The organism is Burkholderia sp. Tr-20390, assembly GCF_017104595.1.
Lineage (GTDB): Bacteria > Pseudomonadota > Gammaproteobacteria > Burkholderiales > Burkholderiaceae > Burkholderia.
In genome coordinates, this window is sequence record NZ_JAAGPC010000002.1 from 19,123 (window position 1) to 39,892 (window position 20,770).

Below are 20,770 nucleotides of genomic sequence, written 5' to 3' on the forward strand. Positions count from 1 at the left end.
GCATGGCGCAAATCAAGACAGTCGGAATCGCAGGTGGCGGAACGATGGGCACGGGTATCGCGATCGTCGCGGCCCGGGCGGGCTTCGTGACGCGCGTGTATGACACGCGGCAGGAGGCGCTCGAGCGCGCGCGCGGCCAGACCGAAAGCTTTCTGCGAAAGTCGGCGGAGCGCGGCAAGCTTCCCGCCGACGCGGTGCCGGAAATCATGTCTCGCTGGCACGGGACGACGAAACTCGACGACCTCGCCGATTGCGATGTCGTGATCGAGGCCGTGTTCGAAGATCTGGCCGTCAAGCATCAGCTATTCAGTACGCTGGACAAGGTATGTCCGGCGCATACGCTGTTCGCTTCGAACACATCGACGATCTCGATCACCGAGATCGCGGGCGGATCGGGCCGGCCCGATCGCTTCGTAGGCATGCATTTCTGCCTTCCGGCCCAACTGATGAAACTGATCGAAATGTCGCCTGGGCTGAACACGAGTGACGAGTCGTTCGAGCGCGCATGGGCGTTTGCGGAAGCGCTGGGTCAGCGTCCGGTCCGGACTCAGGACACGCCAGGCTTCATCCTCAACTATTTTCTCATTCCGTTCAACAACGACGCGATCCGGCTCGTCGAGCAGGGCGTGGCGGAGCCGGCCGACATCGACAAGGCAATCAAGACCGCGCTCGGCTATCCGATGGGCCCACTCGAGTTGCTCGACTTGGTCGGCCTGGATACGCAGCGCCTGCTTTGCGAAGCGATGTACGGACTCACGCACGAAGCGCGCGCCGCGTGTCCGCCGCTCGTCAGACGGATGATCGCGGCGGGCCGCCTCGGCAAGAAGACGGGGCAAGGCTTTCACACGTACAACGACACGAAGATGTTCGGAGCATGACGATGAGCTATCGCATTATCCAGAACGGCGAGAGCCGTTCATTTCAGGGCGGCCACGCATTTGTTGAAGCGGCGCGGGATGACGCGGCGGCGCGCGTTTACATCGACTCGAAGGCCGCGACGGCATTCGTGCGCGACATAGGGGGCGGCTGGAACCCCGCAGATGCGCCTTTCGTTCTGGTGGAGCTGGGTCACGAGTGCCTCGCGGTTCATACCGGTGATTCTGCGTCGGCCGATCAGCGCGGCAAGGCAGCACCGAACGTGTTCGGCTTCGCGCGCTTTCGACTGGGCGATGCCGAGCCGAGCCGGCTGATCGAGCTCGTCAAGCCGGCTCAACCGGACGAATCGGCGCTCGCGCGGGCGAAGCAGGCGTTCGAGGACGCCGGCTTCGTCGTCGCTGTTTGCGGCGATTTTCCGGGCCGAATCGTCGATCGGCTCGTGCGGCCGTATTACAACGCGGCGCTGCGCCGTCTCGACGAGAAGCTGGCCACCGCGTCCGATCTCGACACGACGCTGCGTCTCGGCCTCGGGTATCCGGAGGGGCCGATCGCGCTGCTCGAGCGTACCGGTCTGAGTCATCACTATCGTGTGACGCAGGCGCTTTATGAAGCATTGGGCGACAGTGCATATGCACCTGCACGGCGAGCCCAGGTCGCATATCAGCGCATGGAAGGCGGCGAGCGATGAATCAGCCTCTGAAGGGTGTCAAAGTCGTCGATTTGAGCACGCTGTTGCCCGGCCCGCTTTGCACGCTGCTGCTGGCCGAGGCGGGCGCGGACGTCGTCAAGGTCGAAAGGCCCGCCGGCGGTGACGAGATGCGTTCGTACGTTCCGAAGGCGGGGACTGACAGCGTCAACTTCGGTATGCTGAACCGCGGCAAGCGGTCGGTGGCGCTCGATCTGAAAAGCCCCGCCGGTCGAGACGCGGTCCTCGCGCTGATCGACGATGCGGATGTGCTGGTCGAGCAGTTTCGACCGGGCGTCATGGCGCGTCTCGGTCTCGGTTACCAGGAAGTGGCGGAGCGAAATCCGCGCGTCGTCTACTGCTCGATCACCGGCTACGGCCAAAGCGGACCGAAGGCAGGCGTCGCTGCTCATGACCTCAACTATCTCGCGGAAACCGGGATGCTTGCGCTGTCCTGTGGTCCGGACGGTGCGCCTGTGTTGCCGCCGGCATTGATTGCCGACATCGGCGGCGGTGCGTACCCCGCGGTCATCAATATCCTGCTGGCGCTGAAGCAGCGTGACGCGACCGGAAAGGGCTGCCGGCTGGACATCTCGATGGCCGACAACCTGTTCACGTTCATGTATTGGGCGCTGGGCAACGGCACGACGGGCAACGGTTGGCCCACGCCGGGTGGCGAGCTGGTGACGGGCGGCACCGCACGGTATCAGATTTACAGAACGCTCGACGGCCAGTATCTTGCCGCCGCACCGCTGGAAGAGAAATTCTGGAAAAACTTCACCGAAGTGATTGGCGCGTCGGAACTGGCGACGAAGAATGGCGACGAACCGGGCGTCACACAGCGGGTGGCGGAGCTGATCGCCGGCCAGACTGCCGAGACATGGCTCGAACGTTTCGCGGGGACCGACACATGTACCGTGCGTGTTGTCCCACTCGAGCAGGCGGTCACGGATCCGCATTTCACCGGCCGACGACTGTTCGATCGCAAAGTCCGGATGCCGGGCGGGCAGGTCATCGACGCGCTGCCGGTGCCGATTGCCGACGCGTTTCGCGGCGACGCTTCAATCGGTGACGCCCCGGCGCTCGACGCGGGCGGCGGCGGTGTCGGACGCGACGGCTAAGCAACGACGGCGATGTCCCGTTTCACTTTCGGGGGCCACGAGCCCCCCTTTTTGTCAAAGGCCGCGCGATCCGGGGGGCGCTCCAAATCTTCGTGTTCGGTCACCCCTCCTTGGCAGGGCTGCTGCGAACGGTCATCACACCTGCTTCAGGCGTCAACCGTGCGAAGACCAGTGCCGACGACGCGGTGATGATGCCGATGCACGCAAACGTCGCGTGAAAGGCCGTCAGCGTCTGGGAATGCGTGTGGCGGCCAAACGTCTCCATGAACTGGTCGAGCAACGTACCGGCAATCGTCACGCCGAGACTCATCGATAGCATCTGCGCGAGAGAGAAGAGACTGTTGCCGCTGCTCGCGCCTGCCGTTCCGAGGTCCCTCAGCGTGATCGCATTCATCGCGGTGAACTGCAACGCATTGACGGCGCCGAACAACGCAAACTGCGTGACCTGGAGCCACGGCGGCTGCGGCGGCGATATCAACGCGAAGCTCGAGATCGTCAAACCGATTGCGAGCGTATTGACCAGAAGAACCGTGCGATAGCCGTAAGCCGTGATCAAACGAACGGCCAGAGGCCTCACCGCCATTCCGGCGGCCGCAACGGGTAGCATCATCATGCCGGCGTGAAAAGGAGAGTAGCCGAGGCTTACCTGGAGCAGCAACGGCAGCAGATACGGCATGGCTCCACCGCCAATTCTCGTGAGCAGATTGCCCAGCAAACCGATCCTGAACGTGCGGATGTCAAACAATTTCAGCGAAAACAGCGGGTCCGGGACGCGGGTCGCATGGACGCAGTACAAGACGATGCCGGCGAATGTCAGCGCGACGAGGCCGATCACTGCGCGACGGGTCAGCCCGAATTCCGCAATTCCATCGAGCGCAAGCGTGATCGACAGCATCGGGATCGCGAGCATCAGATAACCGAGGAAGTCGAATCGAGCGGACCCAGGCAACGGTTCTCCGGGCATGTAGATCGCCGTCGCCGCGCACCCGAGCGCGCCGATCGGCACGTTGATCAGAAATACCCAGTGCCATGATGCGGATTCGGTGAGCCAGCCTCCGAGCATCGGACCAATCAGCGGTCCGACCAGGCCAGGAATCGCAACGAACGTGAGGGCCGGCAGGTAGCGCTCGGGCGGAAACGATCGAATAACGGCGAGCCGACCGATCGGCAACAGCATCGCCCCACCTATACCCTGCACGACACGGAACAGGACCAGTTGCCCAAGCGCTTGCGCATTCGCGCATAACAGCGATCCGAGCGTGAAGACGACGATGGCGGAAAGAAATACCCGGCGCGTGCCGAGTCGATCAGCCAGAAATCCGGAAACCGGAATCATCAGCGCCATCGTGAGCGAGTAGGCGACGACCACCGATTGCATATGGAGTGGCGCTGCGCCGAGGCTGCGCGCCATCCCCGGTAGTGCCGTATTGACGATCGTGGTATCGAGCGTCTGCATGAAGAACCCGGCCGCGACCAGCCAGAGCGTGATTGTCAGCCTGCGGTCATGCGTGCCGCTTGTCGTGCGGTTGCGTTGTGGCAGATGCGGAGTGCAGCCCATGATGGTTACGGTGCTGATGAAGGGGACGTGAGGGACGGTCGGCGCGGTCTCCGGCGGGACCACGGTATGCATCAGTCGGCGGTGGACCGCGTCGTCGATCGGAAGTGCTGAGGCCACCGCTGCTTTACGACATCGCGATGATCCGCATACGCATAGCAACTGTTCAGGATGGTCGGTTTGCCGTTCGCGTCGACGAACTGGCTCGGCGCGCCGGTCACCCCGCGAACCCCCTGCATCATGGTCGTCGCGAGCGGAATCAGTACTTCCCTCAGATGCGTGCAGCTCGCTGGTCCCCGCAGGTTGTCTTTGACGACGGACGACCACCCCTTGCCGATACGCTGCCCCACGAGCACGTTCAAAGTCGTTTCGGCTTCCTTGCACAACGCGAACGGCGTCGCGTCCGATGCTGCCTCTATGCGATGAATCACGTATTGATCGTCGACGGTGACGCGGACCCGGAGGTCATGCAGCGGCGCGCCAGCCGGCAGCGGATCCTCTCGGCCCGAATGCTGGAAATCGAACGGTTTGGTATCGACGAGATGTGCTTCGACATCGTAGAGACCATCATCGCGCGCATACGTGCGCATATCGATCACGCGGTGATGGAGTTCGCGACGACCGCTCGGTTCGGATAAAGGCACGGAGGATTCTCCCGGAAGTGAACGATATCGATCCGCGTGGCGGGACGGGGCTTGTCACACGGAGCTTCAGCAATCGTCGTGCCACATGCGCTTCTCCACTTCGGACGGCGTGGCGCGCAGCCATCCAATTGCGGTTGGCGTGCCGCGTGTCGACGACGACGACACAGTGTCGCCCGTCGCGACATGGTGCGGCGCCGGCTGCGCCGGGCCCGAGTGCCCTCCGGCGATATTGGGAAGGCACGATGATTGCTTGATTGCCAGCGATACTCATTCACACAAAGGAGATCGGCAATGTCGACCAGGCGAGGGTTGTACTGGGAGGATTTCGAAATAGGCAAGGTCATTCAAACACCGGCTCGCACGATCACTTCGACCGACATCGTGAATTTCGCCTGCTTGACCGGCGATTTCAACGAAGTCCACACGAATTGGGAGTACTGCAAGGCGACTCCGTTCGGCGAACCCATCGCACATGGTCCGCTGATCTACGGGATCATGGGTGGGCTGCAATATGCGAGCGGCGTCAACGATGGCACGTTGCTCGCGCTGCTTCAGGTCGACCAATGGCGCATGCTTGCGCCCGTCAAGCATGGCGACACGCTGCATGCGGAGATGACGGTTGTCGATCGCAAGGAATCCAGCAAACCGGACCGTGGGACAGTCAAGATGAATCGTCGCTTCGTGCGACACGACGGAACGGTCGTACAGCAGATGGAAGTGACATTGCTTTATCGCCGCCGGCCGACCGGAGACAGTGAATCTGCATCGAGCGCGACCTGAACCACTCCCGGAGTACCCGGCTCGGGAGCATTCAGCAACACGGGGCTGCAACGCAGGCCACGGAACGGTGGCAGACCATACGAAGGAAGTTGAGATGTCGGACCTCAGGTCGAACGTGGATCGAACAATGGCTCGTCGAGCATATCCTCGCATCGGGCTGTATATCGACGGTGACTGGATTTATGATCGTGCCGCTTGTCACGCAGTCGAAAATCCCGGCGATGAAAGTGTGCTGGGTCCGGTACCGCGAGCGACGCGGGAGGATCTCGAACGCGCATCGAGCGCAGCGTACTGCGCGTTCAGGATCTGGCGGGATACGGCCCCCGACGAGCGCGCGGCGTTGTTGCATCGCGTCGCCGGGTTGCTACGTGAACGCGTCGATGCGATCGCGTCGGTCATTACGCTGGAGCAGGGCAAACCCGTCGCAGACGCCCGAGCGGAAGTCGAGCGCGCCCGCACGTTCCTTGAGTGGGATGCGGCACAACTGCTTCGTTCTTATGGAGTTGTCGCCCCGTCCGAGCCGGGCATGCAGCGCATGGTCATCAAGCAGCCCATTGGCCCGGTGGCGGCATTCACGCCGTGGAACGTGCCGATCAGCTCTCCGTCACGGAAGATCAGCGGGGCGTTGGCGGCGGGCTGCTCCATTGTCATCAAGGCGGCCGAAGAAACGCCAGGCGCCGCATGCGCATTCGTTCAATGCTTCGTCGATGCGGGTTTGCCGTCAGGCGTACTCAATCTCGTGTTCGGCGATCCGGCTGAAATTTCGGCGGCCCTGATCGCGTCGCCGGCGATCCGAATGATTACGCTGACCGGTTCAGTGCAGGTCGGCATGCATCTTTCCCAGCTTGCCGGCGCCGCGATGAAGCCCGTGCTGATGGAGTTGGGCGGGCATGCGCCGGTTCTCGTCTGCGACGGCGTCGACGTTGCCAGGATCGCGCGTCTCGCGGTGGCGGCGAAGATGCGCATGGCCGGCCAGATCTGTGCATCGCCGTCACGATTCATCGTGCATGAGCGCGTGTACGCCGATTTCGTGGACGCATTCGCACATGCGGCCAATGAAATTCGCGTCGGCGATGGATTCGAGCCGGATGTGCAGATGGGACCGGTGATCAATGCGCGCCGGCTGGCAGCGATGGAATCGCTTGTGGCCGACGCCCGGGCCGCGGGGGCGCGCGTGGCGGCCGGCGGACATCGGATTGGCGAACGCGGCTACTTTTACGCGCCGACAGTACTCGCTGACGCGCCTGTACTCACAAAGGCGATGCGTACCGAACCATTTGGTCCGCTCGGGGCATGCGTTTCCGTGAAGAACATGAGTGACGGTCTGGCCATCGCGAACAGCCTGTCGGTCGGCTTGGCTGCATACGCGTTCACGAATTCGATCGATGATGCCGATCGCTTTACACGTGAGCTGGAGTGCGGCGTGTTGTCGATCAACCATTTCGGCGTTCCGGGCGCAGACATGCCGTTCGGCGGAGTCAAGGACAGCGGCGTCGGGCGCGAAGGTGGCGCGGAATCGCTCGACGCGTACATGGTAAGCAAGGCGGTATTGCAGAAGATGGCGCGCGTTTGACTGCGCCGGTTGAGGACGAAACAAGAGGGAGACTGACTATGGAAGCAACCGCACTACCCACGCCGGTTGCGAATGCCGATTCGCAGCCATACTGGGACGCAGCGCGAGAGCGACGCCTGCTGATTCGAAAATGCAAAGCTTGTGGCACGACTCACTTCATGCCTCGATATCTGTGCCCGAGTTGTTGGTCCGACCAGCTCGAATGGGTTGAGAGCAGCGGGGCTGGCCACGTGCATAGCTTCACGATCATTCGGCGTGCGCCGCTTGCCTCGTTCGGTGCGCACGCGCCGTATGTCGTGGCACTGATCGATCTCGACGAGGGCCCCCGAATGCTGACCAATATCGTCGGCGATGAGGCGTTATCCGTACGAATCGGCGATCGGGTCGGTGTCACGTTCGAGGATCGTGGCGGTGGCGCGATGCTTCCGCAATTCCATCGTGTCAACGCTTGAGATCGACGATATGAAGAAAGCTGAATCGCTGAAGAACAAAGTCGCCATCGTCGGAGTGGGTGAATCCGAAATCGGGCGGGTGCCCAGTATGACAGGCTTGGGTCTGAACGCTCAGGCCGCAAAGCGCGCGTTGGATGACGCGGGTCTCAAGGTATCGGACATTGACGGCGTACTGACAGCCTATTCCTTTACCGAGCCATACTTCATGCTGGGTTCGGTGCTTTGCGAATATCTGGGAGTCAAGCCTCGATTCAATGCGTCGCTCGTGACGGGCGGGGCCAGTCCTGCCGTGATGCTCAAGCATGCGGCCGAAGCGATCGCCTCGGGGCAGGCTGAAACCATCCTGATCTGCGCCGGGGAGAATCGCGCAACAGGTCTCACGCGCGACGCGGCAGTCGCATCGTTAATGGCGGTGGGGCATCCGTATTTCGAGCAACCGTACGGCGCGTCAATTCCCGGCTTCTACGCGATGATCGCGCAGCGGTACATGCATGAGTTGGGCACCACCCGCGAGCAATTGGCACACGTTGCGGTCAACACCCGCCAGCATGCGCTGCTGCATCCGAACGCACATATGAAGACGCCGTTGACGATCGAGCAGGTTCTGACAGCCAAGCCGATTGCAGATCCGCTTGGCATGCTCGATTGCTGTCTGATATCGGACGCCGGCGGAGCGTTCATCGTCACGTCGGCGGAGCGTGCGGCCGATTTGAAAGCCGCGCCTGTCTATCTGCAAGGGATCGGGGAATATCATACCCACGAGCACCTGATGTGCGCGCCGAGTCTGACCGAGTTCGGTGCCATGGAATCGGGGCGCCTCGCATACGAAATGGCGGCTCTGGGTCCCGGTGATATCGACGTGGCGCAATTGTACGACTGCTTCACGATCGTCCCGATCATCGAAATGGAAGAACTCGGCCTGTGCAAGCGTGGCGAGGGCGGTGCCTTCTTCGCCGACGGACATGCGCGTATCGGTGGCAAGCTGCCGATCAACACTCACGGAGGCATGCTCTCCCACGCCCATGCAGGCGCGGCGGGCGGTCTTTTCGGGATCGTCGAGGCGGTGCGCCAGTTGAGGGGAGGTCTCGGGCCGCGCCAGGTGGAGGGTGTGGAAGTCGCGCTGGTGCATAACGAAGGGGGGATACTGTCGTCCCATTGCACCGTCATCCTCGCGAACGCGATGGGCTGACGCGCTCCGGGTCGGTACCGCAGCCGTGTGCGCGAGGGTATCGCCATGCTCGCCCTCGGGCGATACTGTCGGTTGCCGTTATGGCGGTTGTGTTGCGGTCCGGTCGAGTGTCTGCTGCTGGGCCTTCGGGGCGCGTGACGATCCGGCAGCGGTCAGTGTGTAATGTCCCGGGTTGACCTGCCATGCATGCGTGTCGGCATTCCACGTCGCGAACCGTCGAGCGCGAATGGTGACGCTGATCCGCCGAGATTGGCCAGGTTGCAGCATCACCTTGTTCCATCCGACGAGGCATTGTGGCGGTTCGTTGAGGCTGGCCGGCAGGGACGCATAGATTTGCGCGACTTCAGCGCAAGCGCGCACCGGTGTTCGTGATGTTCAGCCTTCCACGCCCGGGCACCAGCTCTCGAATACGCCATGCACGCTCGCCAGCATGGCATCAGGACGGGGCTGCCGTTTTCGAGCGCCGCGGAGAGAGAGGAAGCGATGCTTGCGGAGGATTCGGACGTCGGGGCTCGTCGGAGGAGGGGGCGCTGGCAGTCGTGCAAAGCTGAACGGGTAGCGGCAGTCGGTCAGTCGCGAATGGAAAATAATCTTCCGTTGACGGAAACGACGACAAGCGGAAATATTCGAGAAAATCGCACGCGGCACGCCTCGTCTCGAGGCTGCCGCGTGTAATCCGGCGCGTAATTAGAATCGATGCCGCAGCGATACGCGGATCAGAAACTGGTGATTGTTCGACGAATCGCCAAGGTTGTCGATGTCGGCAACGGCGGGCGTGCCCACAGACGAGGTCCCGGACGCGCGCTGCCAGCCCACCGTTCCGTAAATATCGGTTCGTTTGGAAAACAGGTAGTCCGCCAGGATGGCGACTTGATTGTAGTGTTGGCCACCCACTGTTGTGCCGGTCGCCGTATGCACGGCTCGGCCGTTCAAATAGTCGTAGGCGATGCCGGCGAAAAAGGTCGGCGCGAATTGATACTGCGCGCCTACGTCGAAGTTGTTGAAACGCGCGGAGCCGCTCGCAAACCCGGCGCCCAATTGCCCGTATTGAACGTTCGAGTAGGATGCCGCGAGCGTCAATGCGCCGATTCTGTAGTTGGCGGCGACCAGGGCCGTTTGATACGCTTGCGCGCTCTTGTACCCCTTGTTGAGGGAAAGAGCCAGTGGGGAGGCGCCGCTCACGTTATCGGTGAAGAATCCGGATCCGGCGGTCGCAGCGGTCGGATTCTTGAAGTATTCGAAACCGGCGCCGATCTGCAGCGGGCCATATTGATAGGACGTTCCCAATGAATACCCGCTGTTGGCGGTGAGATTCCCCGCAACGCCGCCCACACTATATTCACCGCCGAACTTCAGGCCGTTGAAATTCGGACTCATGTAGCGAATGGCATTGTTGACGCGCACCGTATTCGCGCCGTTGTCGATATCCCCCGGGTGCACCGCGGCAGGGCCGCCGATCAAGCTGGCTGCGGTCAGCGGCAGAGGATAGTAGTAGATCATGTCGTACTGGCGGCCGAGGGTGACGGTACCGAGACGGTCGCTGCTCAGACCGACGAAAGCCTGACGGCCAAACGCGGTGCCCCCTTGGCCGAACGCGCCGTTGTTCAGGTTGACGCCGGATTCGATCGTGAAGATCGCTTTCATCCCGCCGCCAAGGTCCTCGCTGCCGATCATCCCCCACCGGCTGCCAAAGATGCCGCTCAGTGAATCAAGAAAGACTCTCCGGCCACCTTCGTTGTTGTTCTGGAACATGATGCCTTCGTCGATGACACCGTAGAGGGTGATGTTGCTTTGAGCGTGTGCTGCTGCTGCGAATGCGCTGACGAGGGAGGCGCAAAGAATTTTCCGCGTAAAAGTCTTGTTCATAATTAGGTATACGAAGTATTGTATGAATATTGGCGCCGCCGAGCCGAGATTTGTCCGAAATGGCCATCGCGCCTACTCGGCCGCGATGGGATCGAAAGTCCGCTGAATGCGGACGATATATCGGTATGCGTAGGCGGAATGCGGGTGTGCGGCGCGATGCCTGAACGGCGCGAAATTGAAATGACGTGCTTCTGCGAACATCTCCTTCGGGTCGAGGACAACGCGTGGCAGGTCGCGCAAGCCTTGTCGGTTACGGTGCGTTCGGACGGGAATGATCGAGTGCGGGCAGCAGATGCTTGCCAGGCGTCGATGCGGGTCGACGTGTGATTACGAAGGAGGGCTGATCGTCACGGGAGTCTCCAATTGATGAGTTTTTTTATTTGCTGGCGTCGCCGAACGATTCGGTCATACGTGGCAGCTGTTATCGATAACGCAACGTCCGTGCCAGCGAGGCAGCGCCGTGTCAAGCTGATGTCATGTGTCGAGTGCCAGCCGTGACGGCGCGCGGTGCGCTATTGCGTTGTGCGTCCGTGTCGTCGTGTTCGAGCGTGTTTTTGATTTCGACAGTGATGTACTTGGGGACAACAGATCACGATCCTGGGTGTCTCGCATGGCGGGAAGGGGCGTGCGTCAGCGGGAAACATGTACCGCTCGGCAAGGCCGCGCCACCGCGACCTTGCTCGATTGCTGAACCGTCAGTGTGCGATTCCTTGCCCGCCGTCGACGTAAATCGTTTCCCCGGTCAGGAACGTCGTTCCATGCGCAAAGAGCGTCGCGACAAGCGTGCCGATTTCCTCAGCACTACCAGGACGACCCCGCGGAATCCGCTTTTCGAGATAAGCAGACAGGGCACCTGACGCGATCATGTCGGCGTTCAGGTCAGTGTGAATGTAACCGGGCGCGATGTTGATGACCCGGATCCCCTTGCTGGCCCACTCGACGGCCAGACAGCGGGTGATGGCTCCGACGGCTGCCTTGCTCGCACAGTACGCGAGGTTGCGTTTGACACCGAGCTTGTCGAAGAAGGAGCCGATATTGACGATCAGCGCATTACCCGCCGATACGAGATGGGGGTAGGCGGCCTGACATGCAGCGACGACAGACGTCGCGTTCATGTCCATCACCTGATGCCACTCGTCGAGAGGAAGCTCCGCCGACGGTGCGTCGATGTGCAATCCCGCGTTATTGACGAGGCCGACGATACGCCATCCTTCCTGGGCGAGCGACCCCAGTACTGTCTTGAGGTGGCCGGGACGCATGACGTCCGCGGTGCGCGGCAGCCAGCGCGCGGACACGTCGGGACTGACGTCGGAAAAGGGCGGCAGCGCGCCCGAACGTGACAGACACGCCACATGGAGGCCCTGCTGGGCCAGCGCGAGCGCGATGCCGGCGCCAATGCCACGGCTCGCGCCGGTTACGACTATGCAATCACGGGTCATGAAGACTACTCCAGGGAAACGATTGCGGTGTTGGAGGGCGAGTCGACACGCGTACGCGGCCATCGGCGCGCGGTTCGACTTTAGGCCCTCTCAACACATGCGGAATTGCGGATCGGAAATATGTCAGGCAGCACGAAACCGTATGGGAGCCGGCGCGATACGGCCGTCCCGTACCCACTGGACCAACTCGCGTTTCAGGATCTTGCCGCTGGCGGTCAGCGGAAACGTTGGCAACACGACGAAGTACTCGGGCATGTCGAATTTCGATAGCCCTTCTCGGGCCAGATGAGCAAGCAACTCTTCGGCGGCGGGTGGCGCGCCGTCACCGATAATCGCAAGGCACACCTTTTCCCCGAGGCGCTCGTCCGGCACACCGAATGCCGCCGCCTTCTTGACGGCAGGATGACGATGAGCGAACTCCTCGATGTGCGACGGATGAATGTTGTGGCCGCCGCGTATGATCAGGTCCTTTTTGCGCCCGACGATTTCGAGGTTGCCGTCGCCATCGAAGCGCCCCAGGTCGCCGCTCATGAACCAGCCGCTGCTGTTGAAGGACGATTCGGTGGCAGACTGATTGTCGAAGTAGCCAAGCATCAGCACGCCGCCACGGCCGCCGATTTCGCCGACTTCGCCGGGAACGGCCTCCAGATCGGGGTTGTCGGGTTGCCAGAGGCGCACCTCGTATCCGTTACATGCCTTTCCGCATGTCGCGGTAATGACGTCCATCAAATCGGTGGGGCTGGTGTATTGATGCGAGCCGTTTTCCGTCATCCCGTACACGTTCTGCGGCGTTGCGCCAAGCGCGAGCAGCTTGCGGGCGGTTTCGCTCGGAATCAAGCTTCCGGCCATGTAGAAAACCTTGACGGAGCCGAGCTGGGTGACGCCGCGTCGCTCGATTTCCTGCAGCAGGTCGATTGCGTGCGTGGGGACACCCATCACGTAGGTGGCCTCGGTGGATACGATCCAATCGAGCGGCGCGATGGCGGCGGTGGGATCGTAGATGACCAGCTCGCAGCCTGCGACGAGCGCCTGTTCGAAGGCCACTGTGCCGACATGATGACTCAGCGGACTCAAAGTGAGCAGTACGGTGTCGCTGGTTTGTTTCCAGTCGGATACCAATGCGCGCCCATTTGCGAGCAGCGTGTTGTCGCTGTGCATCACGCCTTTCGGTGCGCCGGTCGTGCCGCTCGTGAATGCCAGGTAGACGACTTGATCGGGATTCTGGCTCGGCGGAGGAAGCGGAATTTGCGACATGTGTCCCGGAAGCGGGAACGCGTGGGTTCCGGGCGGCGTGTCGGGATCGGCTGCACGCAATGAAGGCAGCGCATAGACGCGCTTGACGTGACTCAAAGCGCTGGCGGCCGAGAATACATCGGCCCGATCGGCATCCGCGCCCCAGCCGGGCTGGGCAAACAACGCCCGGCATTCGATGCGGCCGAGCATCGACACAATCTCGGCAACCGTGTAGTTCTGGTGCAACGACGGGTTGCAGACGTATCCGTTGCGTGAGCACGCCAGTTGAATGACCGCCATTTCGACGCGGTTTGGGAGCCATACGGACACGCGATCGCCGCTGCGCAGTCCGCTGTCGTGAAGATCGGCGGCGACGGCGTCCGCCCACGCGACGAGCGCGCTCCAGGTTAGGCGCCTGGTGCTGTCTCTCACGGCGAAAGCGGTGCCTCGCTCGGTTGCGTGGCGTCTCGCGAGCGAGTAAAGCGTGTCGGTTTGCCAGATTCCGGTCAGATAGTGTTTTCGGGCCGTTGCCGGATCATGCAAGGTAAGGAGATGCGACATGGTCGGGAGCTCCAGGAGTCGTGCGCGTTAATGGCCGAATCGCGTTGCATCCGGCGCCCTGCGATCGGCGAATGCATCGGCCAGTTCCGCGTGCTCGCCGGAGTCGAGGTATGCACGCAGCAGCAGGTCGTGCGCCATGCGTGAGAGGCCGGACACACCGCCGTGGCGCGCGTTGAATGCGGCCTTGATCGACGCGAGTGCGAATGCGCCGCGGTCGGCGATTTCGAGCGCCAACTTGCGCGTCGCCTCCTGGAGCTCCGCGTCGGGAACCACGTGATTGACGAGGCCCCATTCGAGCGCTTCTCGTGCAGTCAGCTTGGGGTTGCGATACCACATCTCTTTCGCGCGTTTCTTGCCGACGAGATCTTCGAGATACCAGGTGCCGTAGCCGCCATCGAAACTGCCGACCATCGGTCCGACTTGTCGGAACACCGCGCTTTCCTTCGCGATGGTGATATCGCACACGACCTGCAGCACGTTGCCGCCACCTACGGCGTAGCCGTTGACCGATGCGATCACCGGTTTTTGCAGCCGGTCGATGCTCTCGTACATTTCCAGGGTCGGCAGGACGCCTGCATACAGCAGCGAGTCCTCCATGCCCTCCTTGCGGCCTCCCGTACAAAAGAACTTGTCGCCGGCTCCGGTAATCACGACGACGCGCGTGCGCGTCTCGCGACGGATTTCGTTGATGCAATCGCGAATCTCGTGGCACATGCGCGGTGTGAACATGTTGCCGTCTTGCGGGCGATTGAGCGTGATGGTGCCGATCGGGCCGTCTTCCTGATAAATGATTTCTTCGAATTGCATGGACTGTCCTTTCAGAGCGATGCGCAGCGCGCGAAGTTGACGAATTTCGGACGATCGCGATGGACTGCGACAGCGCAATCGGGGCTTTGCGGTCAAACCGATGGCAGCCGGCGCGAGCGTCGCGAATGTCGTCGCGATATCTGATCTGCAAGCTCCGTGCCAAACCGGAGTGTGGTGGGCAGTCGCGATTGCGGCCGGAAAATGCCCGTAAAACGCCCGGAAAACGCGGTACCCGGATCTGGTCGAACCGCCGGGGAGTGTCCGCGGCGACGACAGTGGTCGGCCGTGCCCAGGTCATTTCCGCGCAGACACCACAGGTCACATTGCAGTGCGCAGTGCCGACCGCCGATGTACAGGCATACCGGGATGAGATTGGGCGATGCCGGCGTCGCGCTGCGAGTCCGGATAAAAAAGAAGCCCGCCTGGAGGGCGGGCGATATTCGCGGTAACGGCGTCGACGGCAAGCGTCGGCTTCGAGGTCAGCGGTCGCCTCATGGTCGCGCCGAGAGCGAGTACTTGCAGCGGCTTATTCGTCCGATGCGGCTCGGGTGAAGTCCGCGGGGCGGCTGTCCAGGGCGGCGCCGAGTCCTTCCTGAAACTCGGGACCGGACATGGCGAGGATCTGCCCGAATCCTTCGAACGCGAGCATGTCCTGAAGGCTTGTTTCGAAACTGCGCGCCATCAGGTTCTTGGCAAGCCCCATGACCTCGGCGGGACCATTCGCGAGACGCGTGGCTTCCGCGAGTCCGGCTTCATCGACTTTCTCGTCGGGCACCACCTGGGCAACGAGCCCCAGTTCGAGCGCGTCCTGCGCGGATAGCGTCGCGCCGCTGTACAGCAGCCGCTTCGCAGCCGCCATACCGATGAGCCGCGGAAGGTGATACATCGTTCCAATGTCGGGCACCACGCCGATACGGAAGAATCCGGGGATGAACTTCGCCCCCTGACCGGCGATCAGGAGGTCGCCTGTCAGCGCAAGGCCGAATCCGCCTCCCACTGCCTGACCTCGCACGCCCACGACGACTGGCTTGTCGAGCGTGATGAGCGGGGTGAGCCATGTGCTCAGACCGCGAAAGCGCCGATGGACGGCCCATGGTGCGGACGCATTTTTCAGCATGTTCAGATTTCCGCCGGAGCAGAACGTCGGACCTTCGCCCGTGAGATAAACCGCGCGCACCGCGCGACTGTTCTGCGCGCGTTCGATCGCATCGCCGAGCTGTTCGCGCAGTTCCGTCGTCAACGCATTGCGGTCGGCAGGGCTACAGAGCCGGATGACGAGTACGGAACCTTCGACCGAGGTGTTCACCAACTGTTGGGTCATGCGATGTCTCCTGGATGCTGCTTTGACGAGTGATTGAAGATGCATGCAATCGCCATGCCAATCCGCCTGGTTCGCGTGGTGGGCACTCAGCGCCAGGGGAATGCGTTTTTGCAGAACACGGATGTGCCCGGGCGGCAGACACGCGATACACGTACGAACGTCGACGTATCGAGCAACGAGCGCCGGCATGGAGGTCGCGCAATCGAGCTCTTACGCGCTCGTCGCGCATCGGACACGCCAGAGAACACGGCCCTATTCAACTCCGCGTTCAGTCCATCGTCAGTACGACGCGCCCCGTCGCGCGACGTGTGGCGATCAGCCGGAGGGCTTCGGAAAAGTGGCTCAGCGCAATCGTTTGCATGATATTGGCGCGCAGTGTCCCGTTGGCCCACATGGATGCCATGACCGTGTGCGCTTGTGCGACCTTCCATGGCTGTCGATCGCGATAGTCTGTCCATTGCAATCCGCTGACCGTAGCGTTCTTTACGAGCAGGTGGCCGGCCTTGACTTCGGGAATCCGTCCGGCGGCGAAACCGACAGTGACGATTCGGCCATCCCATGCAAGCGCACGCAGCGACGCGTCGAAGATTTCACCACCGAGCATATCGATCACGATGTCCGCGCCTCGGCTGTCAGTCGCAGTATGGACCTGGGCGCGAAGGCTATTGCGCAGATCCGGTGCACTCAGGTCGATGATGCTGCACGACACGTCGCTCAGTAGGGTTCTCGCACGCTCCGGCGAATTCACGCCTGCGAGGACTGTCGCGCCCATCGCGCGTGCAATCTGCACGGCGGCATACCCGACTGCGCCTGTGGCGCCATTGACGAGGACGGTGTCGCCGGGCCAGCGGCCGCGTTCCATCAGCGCGAACCATGCCGTTTGCGCCGGAAGGCCGAGGACGGCCGCCTCCGCGAACGGCATTCCGTCGGGCAGCGGCAGGCATTGATCTTCGTGCGCGAGCGCCTGCGTTGCGAAGGCGCCCCATTCCACGTGGATCAGCACGCGATCTCCGGGTTTGACCCGCGTGACGCCCGCTCCGACGATGCGTACGACACCCGCCGCTTCCTTCCCCGCGGTGAACGGCAATGGCGGGCGCATTTGATATTGACCGGAAATCACTAGCAGATCCGGATAGTTGATCGCAGCGCTCTTGACGTCGATGACGACCTCGTGATGCCCCGGCTCGAGATCGGGAAGCTCCTCAATCGTATTGGCTTCAGCCTGGCCGAGCGTCTTGATCCGAACCGCGCGCATTGACGTTCCTCCGTTTTTCAATATGGCCGAGTGCTTCTGGCCGAGCCGGGTGAACCCGCTGGGCCGCGTGTATCGCTTGCAATGCGCGTGCCATCTTCGTCGCAGGCTGGATCGGCCACCAGCCCGCGCGGCATGTCATTGGATCGTGCGCGGCATTTCACTCGTGTCCGCGTCGCGGACACTTCGCAGTGCGCCCGTCCGCCTGATGTACATGATCGAGAACGTGTGCGTGCTGTCGCTGCTGGCAGCGCGGGCTCCGGCGGCCGATAGCGGTTGCAAAACGACTCATGGTGATCGATGGCATGCATGTTGCTGAGATGACGTGTCGAAAAGCACGCAAGGTGGGCCGATAAGGATGCCGTTCGGCGCGCCCCGACCGAAGCCTAGACCGTAAGACCCGTGAAGGAGGAGGCGAGTGGATCAGGCGACATCAGAGGAAATCGATGCGATACGCGACGTGCTGAAGCATTCAGAGCCAGCGGAGTAGTGAGGATGACGATATGGTTGACCAACTGAAATTTGAAATCGATCGCGGCATTGCGACGATTACGCTCAATCGTCCGGACAAGCTGAACGCCTTTACCGAGGCGATGCAGGATGTATGGCTCGAGGCGCTCGAGGAATGCCGTGTGAATCCAGAGATTCGCGTCGTGGTGATGACGGGTACCGGGCGCGCATTCACGACGGGGGGGGACATCGAGACCTTTTCCGCGTCGGCAGCGCAGACCCCGGCGAACATCAAGGCGCGAGTAGCCGATGGCGTACAGCGTCTGCCACGCAAGATCACCGAGCTCGACAAGCCGGTGATCGCCGCGTTGAACGGTCTGGCGACGGGTGGTGGTCTGGACATCGCCCTCGCATGCGACATCCGTTTCGCAGCGCAGAGTGCGCGCTTTGCCGAGACCTACGTGCGCATGGGACTGATTCCCGGCGTCGGCGGGGCGTATCTGCTGCCGCGCATCGTCGGGATGTCGAAGGCGCTCGAGATGTTCTGGACAGCGGACTGGGTGGAGGCGTGCGACGCGGAACGCATCGGTCTGGTGAACAGGGTATTTCCCGACGCCGAGTTGATGGACGAGACATATGCGTTCGCACGCCGGATCGCGGACGGGCCGCCGCTTGCCGTGCAGTTGATCAAGCGAGTGATGCGGTTCGGTCTGGACAAAGACCTTCAGACGGCTCACGAACTGGTGGCTGCGAATCTGCCGATTGTACGCGCGAGCGAGGACCATCAGGAAGCGGTGAATGCGTTCAAGGAGAAGCGCACACCTAAATTCATTGGGCGCTGACAGCGCTGTCGACTCGAGAAGAAACGGAATATGGACAGACAGGCATTCGAGAAGTTTATTGAACCGCGCAGCGTCGCGATCGTCGGCGCATCACCGCAGCCGGGTAGTCCGCGCAATTCGCTGGTGCGTGTGCTGTTGAAGCATGGATTTGACGGCACCGTGTATCCGGTGAGCCCGAACCACGCCGAGGTAGAAGGGCTGAAGGCGTATCCGTCGGTGGCGGAATTGCCGGAAGTGCCGGACGTTGCGCTGGTGATCACGCCGGCTCACACAGTGCCGGGCGTCATTGCGGAGTGCGGTGAGAAGGGGATACGCAGCGCGATTGTCTTCAGTTCCGGATTCGAAGAGACGGAAGCCGGAAAGGAACATGCGCAGCGCCTGGCCGAAGCGGCGCGGGAGCACGGTGTGGCGGTAATCGGCGCCAACTGTCAGGGCGTGTGGTCGGTTCGTCGGCGCGTCATGATGACGTTCGGATCAGCAGCAATGAGTCTTCCGGCGCTCAAGCACGCGCCGATCGCGGTCGTCAGCCAGAGTGGCGCGCTTGCCGGGGCAATCGGCAATTTCCTGCAGAGCAACGGGATCGGATGCTCGTATATCGTCAGCGTCGGCAATGAGACATGTGCCGATGCGCTCGACGTACTCGAACACATCGTCGAGCAGGAAGATGTGCGCGTGGTCGCGCTCTACATCGAAGGACTCGATGAAGCGAGCCGGATCGTGAGGATTGCCGAGCGTGCGCGAGAACGCGGTGTGCAAATCGTCGCGTTGAAGGCTGGTCGATCGGCGATCGGCCAGCAGGCGACGGCGTCGCATACCGGGAAAATTGCTTCGGCGCACGCGGTCTATGCGGATGTGCTGGAGCAGGCAGGGGTGATCACGGTCGACAGCCTGATCGATGCAATGTCGGCGGTCGAGGTGCTGGCGTATCTGCCGTCACCGCGTGTGAGCGGCGATCGGCAGGGCGGGCTGGCCGTATTGAGTTCCTCGGGCGGGGCAGGCGCGCTGCTCGCCGACCACAGCAGTGAATATGGAATCTCGATGGCGGAGTTCGGCCAGCAAACCGCAGCAGAACTGGAGCGGGTTCTGCCGGCGTTCGCGCGCACAGCCAATCCGGTGGATCTGACGGGACAAATTCAGAGCGTGCCGACGCTGTTCCGTGACACGTGTTTCGCTATCGAGGCGGAGCCGAGGGCGGAGGCACTGATCGTGCAGTTTGCCAGTAGCGGTCGTCGGTACCTCGAGCCGAACGCTGAGGTGTTCAAGAAAGTGGCGCAGTCCATGCCGGTGGTGCTGAGTTTCATCGGGGAACTGCCGGATCACGAGGCATGCCGCTCGTTCAGGGAGGCGGGCGTGCTGCTGGTCGCGGATCCGTCGCATGCGATGAAAGCGCTGTCGCTGCTGTACAAGCGGAGCCGGATGCTGTCGTTGCCAAGATCAGCGATTCGGACGCCATTGGCGAGCCGGGCGGCGCCGCAGGACTGGGCGCAGACGATGCGGTTCTGTGCGGAAAGCGGGATGACGCCGGCGAGGTGGGTGGTGCTCGGGCCGGAGGACCGCGCGTTGGACGCATGTGCCGGAATGGCGTACCCGCTGGTCGTGAAAGTGCTGCCATCGGAATGCGAGCACAAGACCGAGCTTGGCCTCGTGAAGTTGCGCGTTCAAACCGCGGAGGAGGTCGATGCGTGTGCACGCGAGTTTCGCGAGCGGGTAGGCAGACCGGATATGGGCGTGCTGGTTCAGGAAATGATCGGTGATGGCGTCGAAATCGTGGTGTCGTGCATGAGGCAGACGGACTTCGGACCGATCATCTCGATCGGCTCCGGTGGCGTCGCGGTGGAGCTGTACCGCGACATGTCGCACCTGGCGCTCCCGGTGACTGCCGACCAGGTTCGTCAGGCGCTTCGGAAGCTCAAGCTGTGGACGCTTCTGGAAGGTTTCCGTGGAAAGCCTGCGGCGGACCTGGACGCGCTGGTGGAGGCTGCAGTGCGGTTTGGCGACATGTTCCTCGCGAGCCCGGCGATCCAGGAGTTCGAGATCAACCCGGTGATCGTGAAGTCTCGTGGACGGGGACTGGTTGCCGTCGATGCGCTGGTGACGGTGCAGTGAAAGAATGCCGGACGCGCT

General features: G+C 62.2%; 18 protein-coding genes. 9 read left to right on the forward strand and 9 right to left on the reverse strand.

The annotated features are described in order from the left end of the window. The first annotated feature begins 2 nt into the window (after window positions 1-2). From G3N98_RS01220 to G3N98_RS01230, 3 genes are read left to right on the forward strand one after another with little or no spacing between them, the layout of a single operon-like run. The gene (locus G3N98_RS01220; protein WP_206146924.1) at window positions 3-878 is read left to right on the forward strand and encodes a 3-hydroxyacyl-CoA dehydrogenase family protein; all 876 of its coding nucleotides are present in this window, start codon (window positions 3-5) and stop codon (window positions 876-878) included. Next, window positions 776-1,564, forward strand: coding sequence for a 3-hydroxyacyl-CoA dehydrogenase family protein (locus G3N98_RS01225; protein ID WP_346779052.1), 789 nt, complete (start codon window positions 776-778; stop codon window positions 1,562-1,564). The genes G3N98_RS01220 and G3N98_RS01225 overlap by 103 nt, the downstream gene beginning before the upstream one ends. Next, complete coding sequence (locus G3N98_RS01230) at window positions 1,561-2,682, forward strand: CoA transferase (RefSeq protein ID WP_206146925.1); 1,122 nt, start codon at window positions 1,561-1,563, stop codon at window positions 2,680-2,682. The genes G3N98_RS01225 and G3N98_RS01230 overlap by 4 nt, the downstream gene beginning before the upstream one ends. A gap of 100 nt (window positions 2,683-2,782) precedes the next feature. Here G3N98_RS01230 and mdtD read toward each other — a convergent pair whose 3' ends face one another. Continuing rightward, complete coding sequence (gene mdtD / locus G3N98_RS01235; RefSeq protein WP_206147025.1) at window positions 2,783-4,240, reverse strand: multidrug transporter subunit MdtD; 1,458 nt, start codon at window positions 4,238-4,240, stop codon at window positions 2,783-2,785. A gap of 71 nt (window positions 4,241-4,311) precedes the next feature. Next, a complete protein-coding gene (locus G3N98_RS01240) occupies window positions 4,312-4,881 on the reverse strand; it encodes a DUF2889 domain-containing protein (protein WP_206146926.1) in 570 nt (189 codons plus the stop codon). 291 nt (window positions 4,882-5,172) lie between these two features. Here G3N98_RS01240 and G3N98_RS01245 point away from each other — a divergent pair, with 291 nt between their 5' ends. The 4 genes from G3N98_RS01245 to G3N98_RS01260 all read left to right on the forward strand — a co-directional run bounded on the left by G3N98_RS01245 (window position 5,173) and on the right by G3N98_RS01260 (window position 8,875). Beyond that, a complete protein-coding gene (locus G3N98_RS01245) occupies window positions 5,173-5,661 on the forward strand; it encodes a MaoC/PaaZ C-terminal domain-containing protein (RefSeq protein WP_206146927.1) in 489 nt (162 codons plus the stop codon). A gap of 94 nt (window positions 5,662-5,755) precedes the next feature. After that, the gene (locus G3N98_RS01250; protein WP_206146928.1) at window positions 5,756-7,234 is read left to right on the forward strand and encodes an NAD-dependent succinate-semialdehyde dehydrogenase; all 1,479 of its coding nucleotides are present in this window, start codon (window positions 5,756-5,758) and stop codon (window positions 7,232-7,234) included. A 38-nt stretch (window positions 7,235-7,272) separates the two neighbouring features. Next, window positions 7,273-7,686, forward strand: a complete 414-nt coding sequence (locus G3N98_RS01255) for a Zn-ribbon domain-containing OB-fold protein (RefSeq protein ID WP_206146929.1) — start codon at window positions 7,273-7,275, stop codon at window positions 7,684-7,686. A gap of 10 nt (window positions 7,687-7,696) precedes the next feature. Beyond that, window positions 7,697-8,875, forward strand: a complete 1,179-nt coding sequence (locus G3N98_RS01260; protein ID WP_206146930.1) for a thiolase family protein — start codon at window positions 7,697-7,699, stop codon at window positions 8,873-8,875. Window positions 8,876-8,953: 78 nt separating this feature from the next. On the opposite strand, the gene G3N98_RS01265 is transcribed toward G3N98_RS01260, so the two are convergent. The 7 genes from G3N98_RS01265 to G3N98_RS01295 form a co-directional block, all read right to left on the reverse strand. Beyond that, window positions 8,954-9,235, reverse strand: coding sequence for a fibronectin type III-like domain-contianing protein (locus G3N98_RS01265; RefSeq protein ID WP_206146931.1), 282 nt, complete (start codon window positions 9,233-9,235; stop codon window positions 8,954-8,956). Window positions 9,236-9,562: 327 nt separating this feature from the next. Next, window positions 9,563-10,741 (reverse strand): porin, encoded by a 1,179-nt coding sequence (locus tag G3N98_RS01270; RefSeq protein WP_206146932.1) that lies wholly within the window; start codon window positions 10,739-10,741, stop codon window positions 9,563-9,565. 695 nt (window positions 10,742-11,436) lie between these two features. Then, window positions 11,437-12,180, reverse strand: a complete 744-nt coding sequence (locus G3N98_RS01275) for an SDR family oxidoreductase (protein WP_206146933.1) — start codon at window positions 12,178-12,180, stop codon at window positions 11,437-11,439. 123 nt (window positions 12,181-12,303) lie between these two features. Further along, window positions 12,304-13,974, reverse strand: a complete 1,671-nt coding sequence (locus G3N98_RS01280; RefSeq protein WP_206146934.1) for a class I adenylate-forming enzyme family protein — start codon at window positions 13,972-13,974, stop codon at window positions 12,304-12,306. A 27-nt stretch (window positions 13,975-14,001) separates the two neighbouring features. Beyond that, window positions 14,002-14,781 (reverse strand): enoyl-CoA hydratase-related protein, encoded by a 780-nt coding sequence (locus tag G3N98_RS01285; RefSeq protein ID WP_206147026.1) that lies wholly within the window; start codon window positions 14,779-14,781, stop codon window positions 14,002-14,004. A 526-nt stretch (window positions 14,782-15,307) separates the two neighbouring features. Beyond that, window positions 15,308-16,102 carry an enoyl-CoA hydratase/isomerase family protein gene (locus G3N98_RS01290; RefSeq protein ID WP_206146935.1) on the reverse strand — a complete coding sequence of 265 codons (795 nt, stop codon included), beginning with the start codon at window positions 16,100-16,102 and terminating at the stop codon, window positions 15,308-15,310. Between the two features lie 268 nt (window positions 16,103-16,370). Then, the gene (locus G3N98_RS01295; RefSeq protein WP_206146936.1) at window positions 16,371-17,357 is read right to left on the reverse strand and encodes an NADPH:quinone oxidoreductase family protein; all 987 of its coding nucleotides are present in this window, start codon (window positions 17,355-17,357) and stop codon (window positions 16,371-16,373) included. Window positions 17,358-17,857: 500 nt separating this feature from the next. On the opposite strand from G3N98_RS01295, the gene G3N98_RS01300 reads away from it, so the two are divergent. After that, window positions 17,858-18,646 carry an enoyl-CoA hydratase-related protein gene (locus G3N98_RS01300; protein WP_206146937.1) on the forward strand — a complete coding sequence of 263 codons (789 nt, stop codon included), beginning with the start codon at window positions 17,858-17,860 and terminating at the stop codon, window positions 18,644-18,646. A 30-nt stretch (window positions 18,647-18,676) separates the two neighbouring features. Further along, window positions 18,677-20,752, forward strand: coding sequence for an acetate--CoA ligase family protein (locus G3N98_RS01305; protein ID WP_206146938.1), 2,076 nt, complete (start codon window positions 18,677-18,679; stop codon window positions 20,750-20,752). Window positions 20,753-20,770 lie beyond the last annotated feature (18 nt).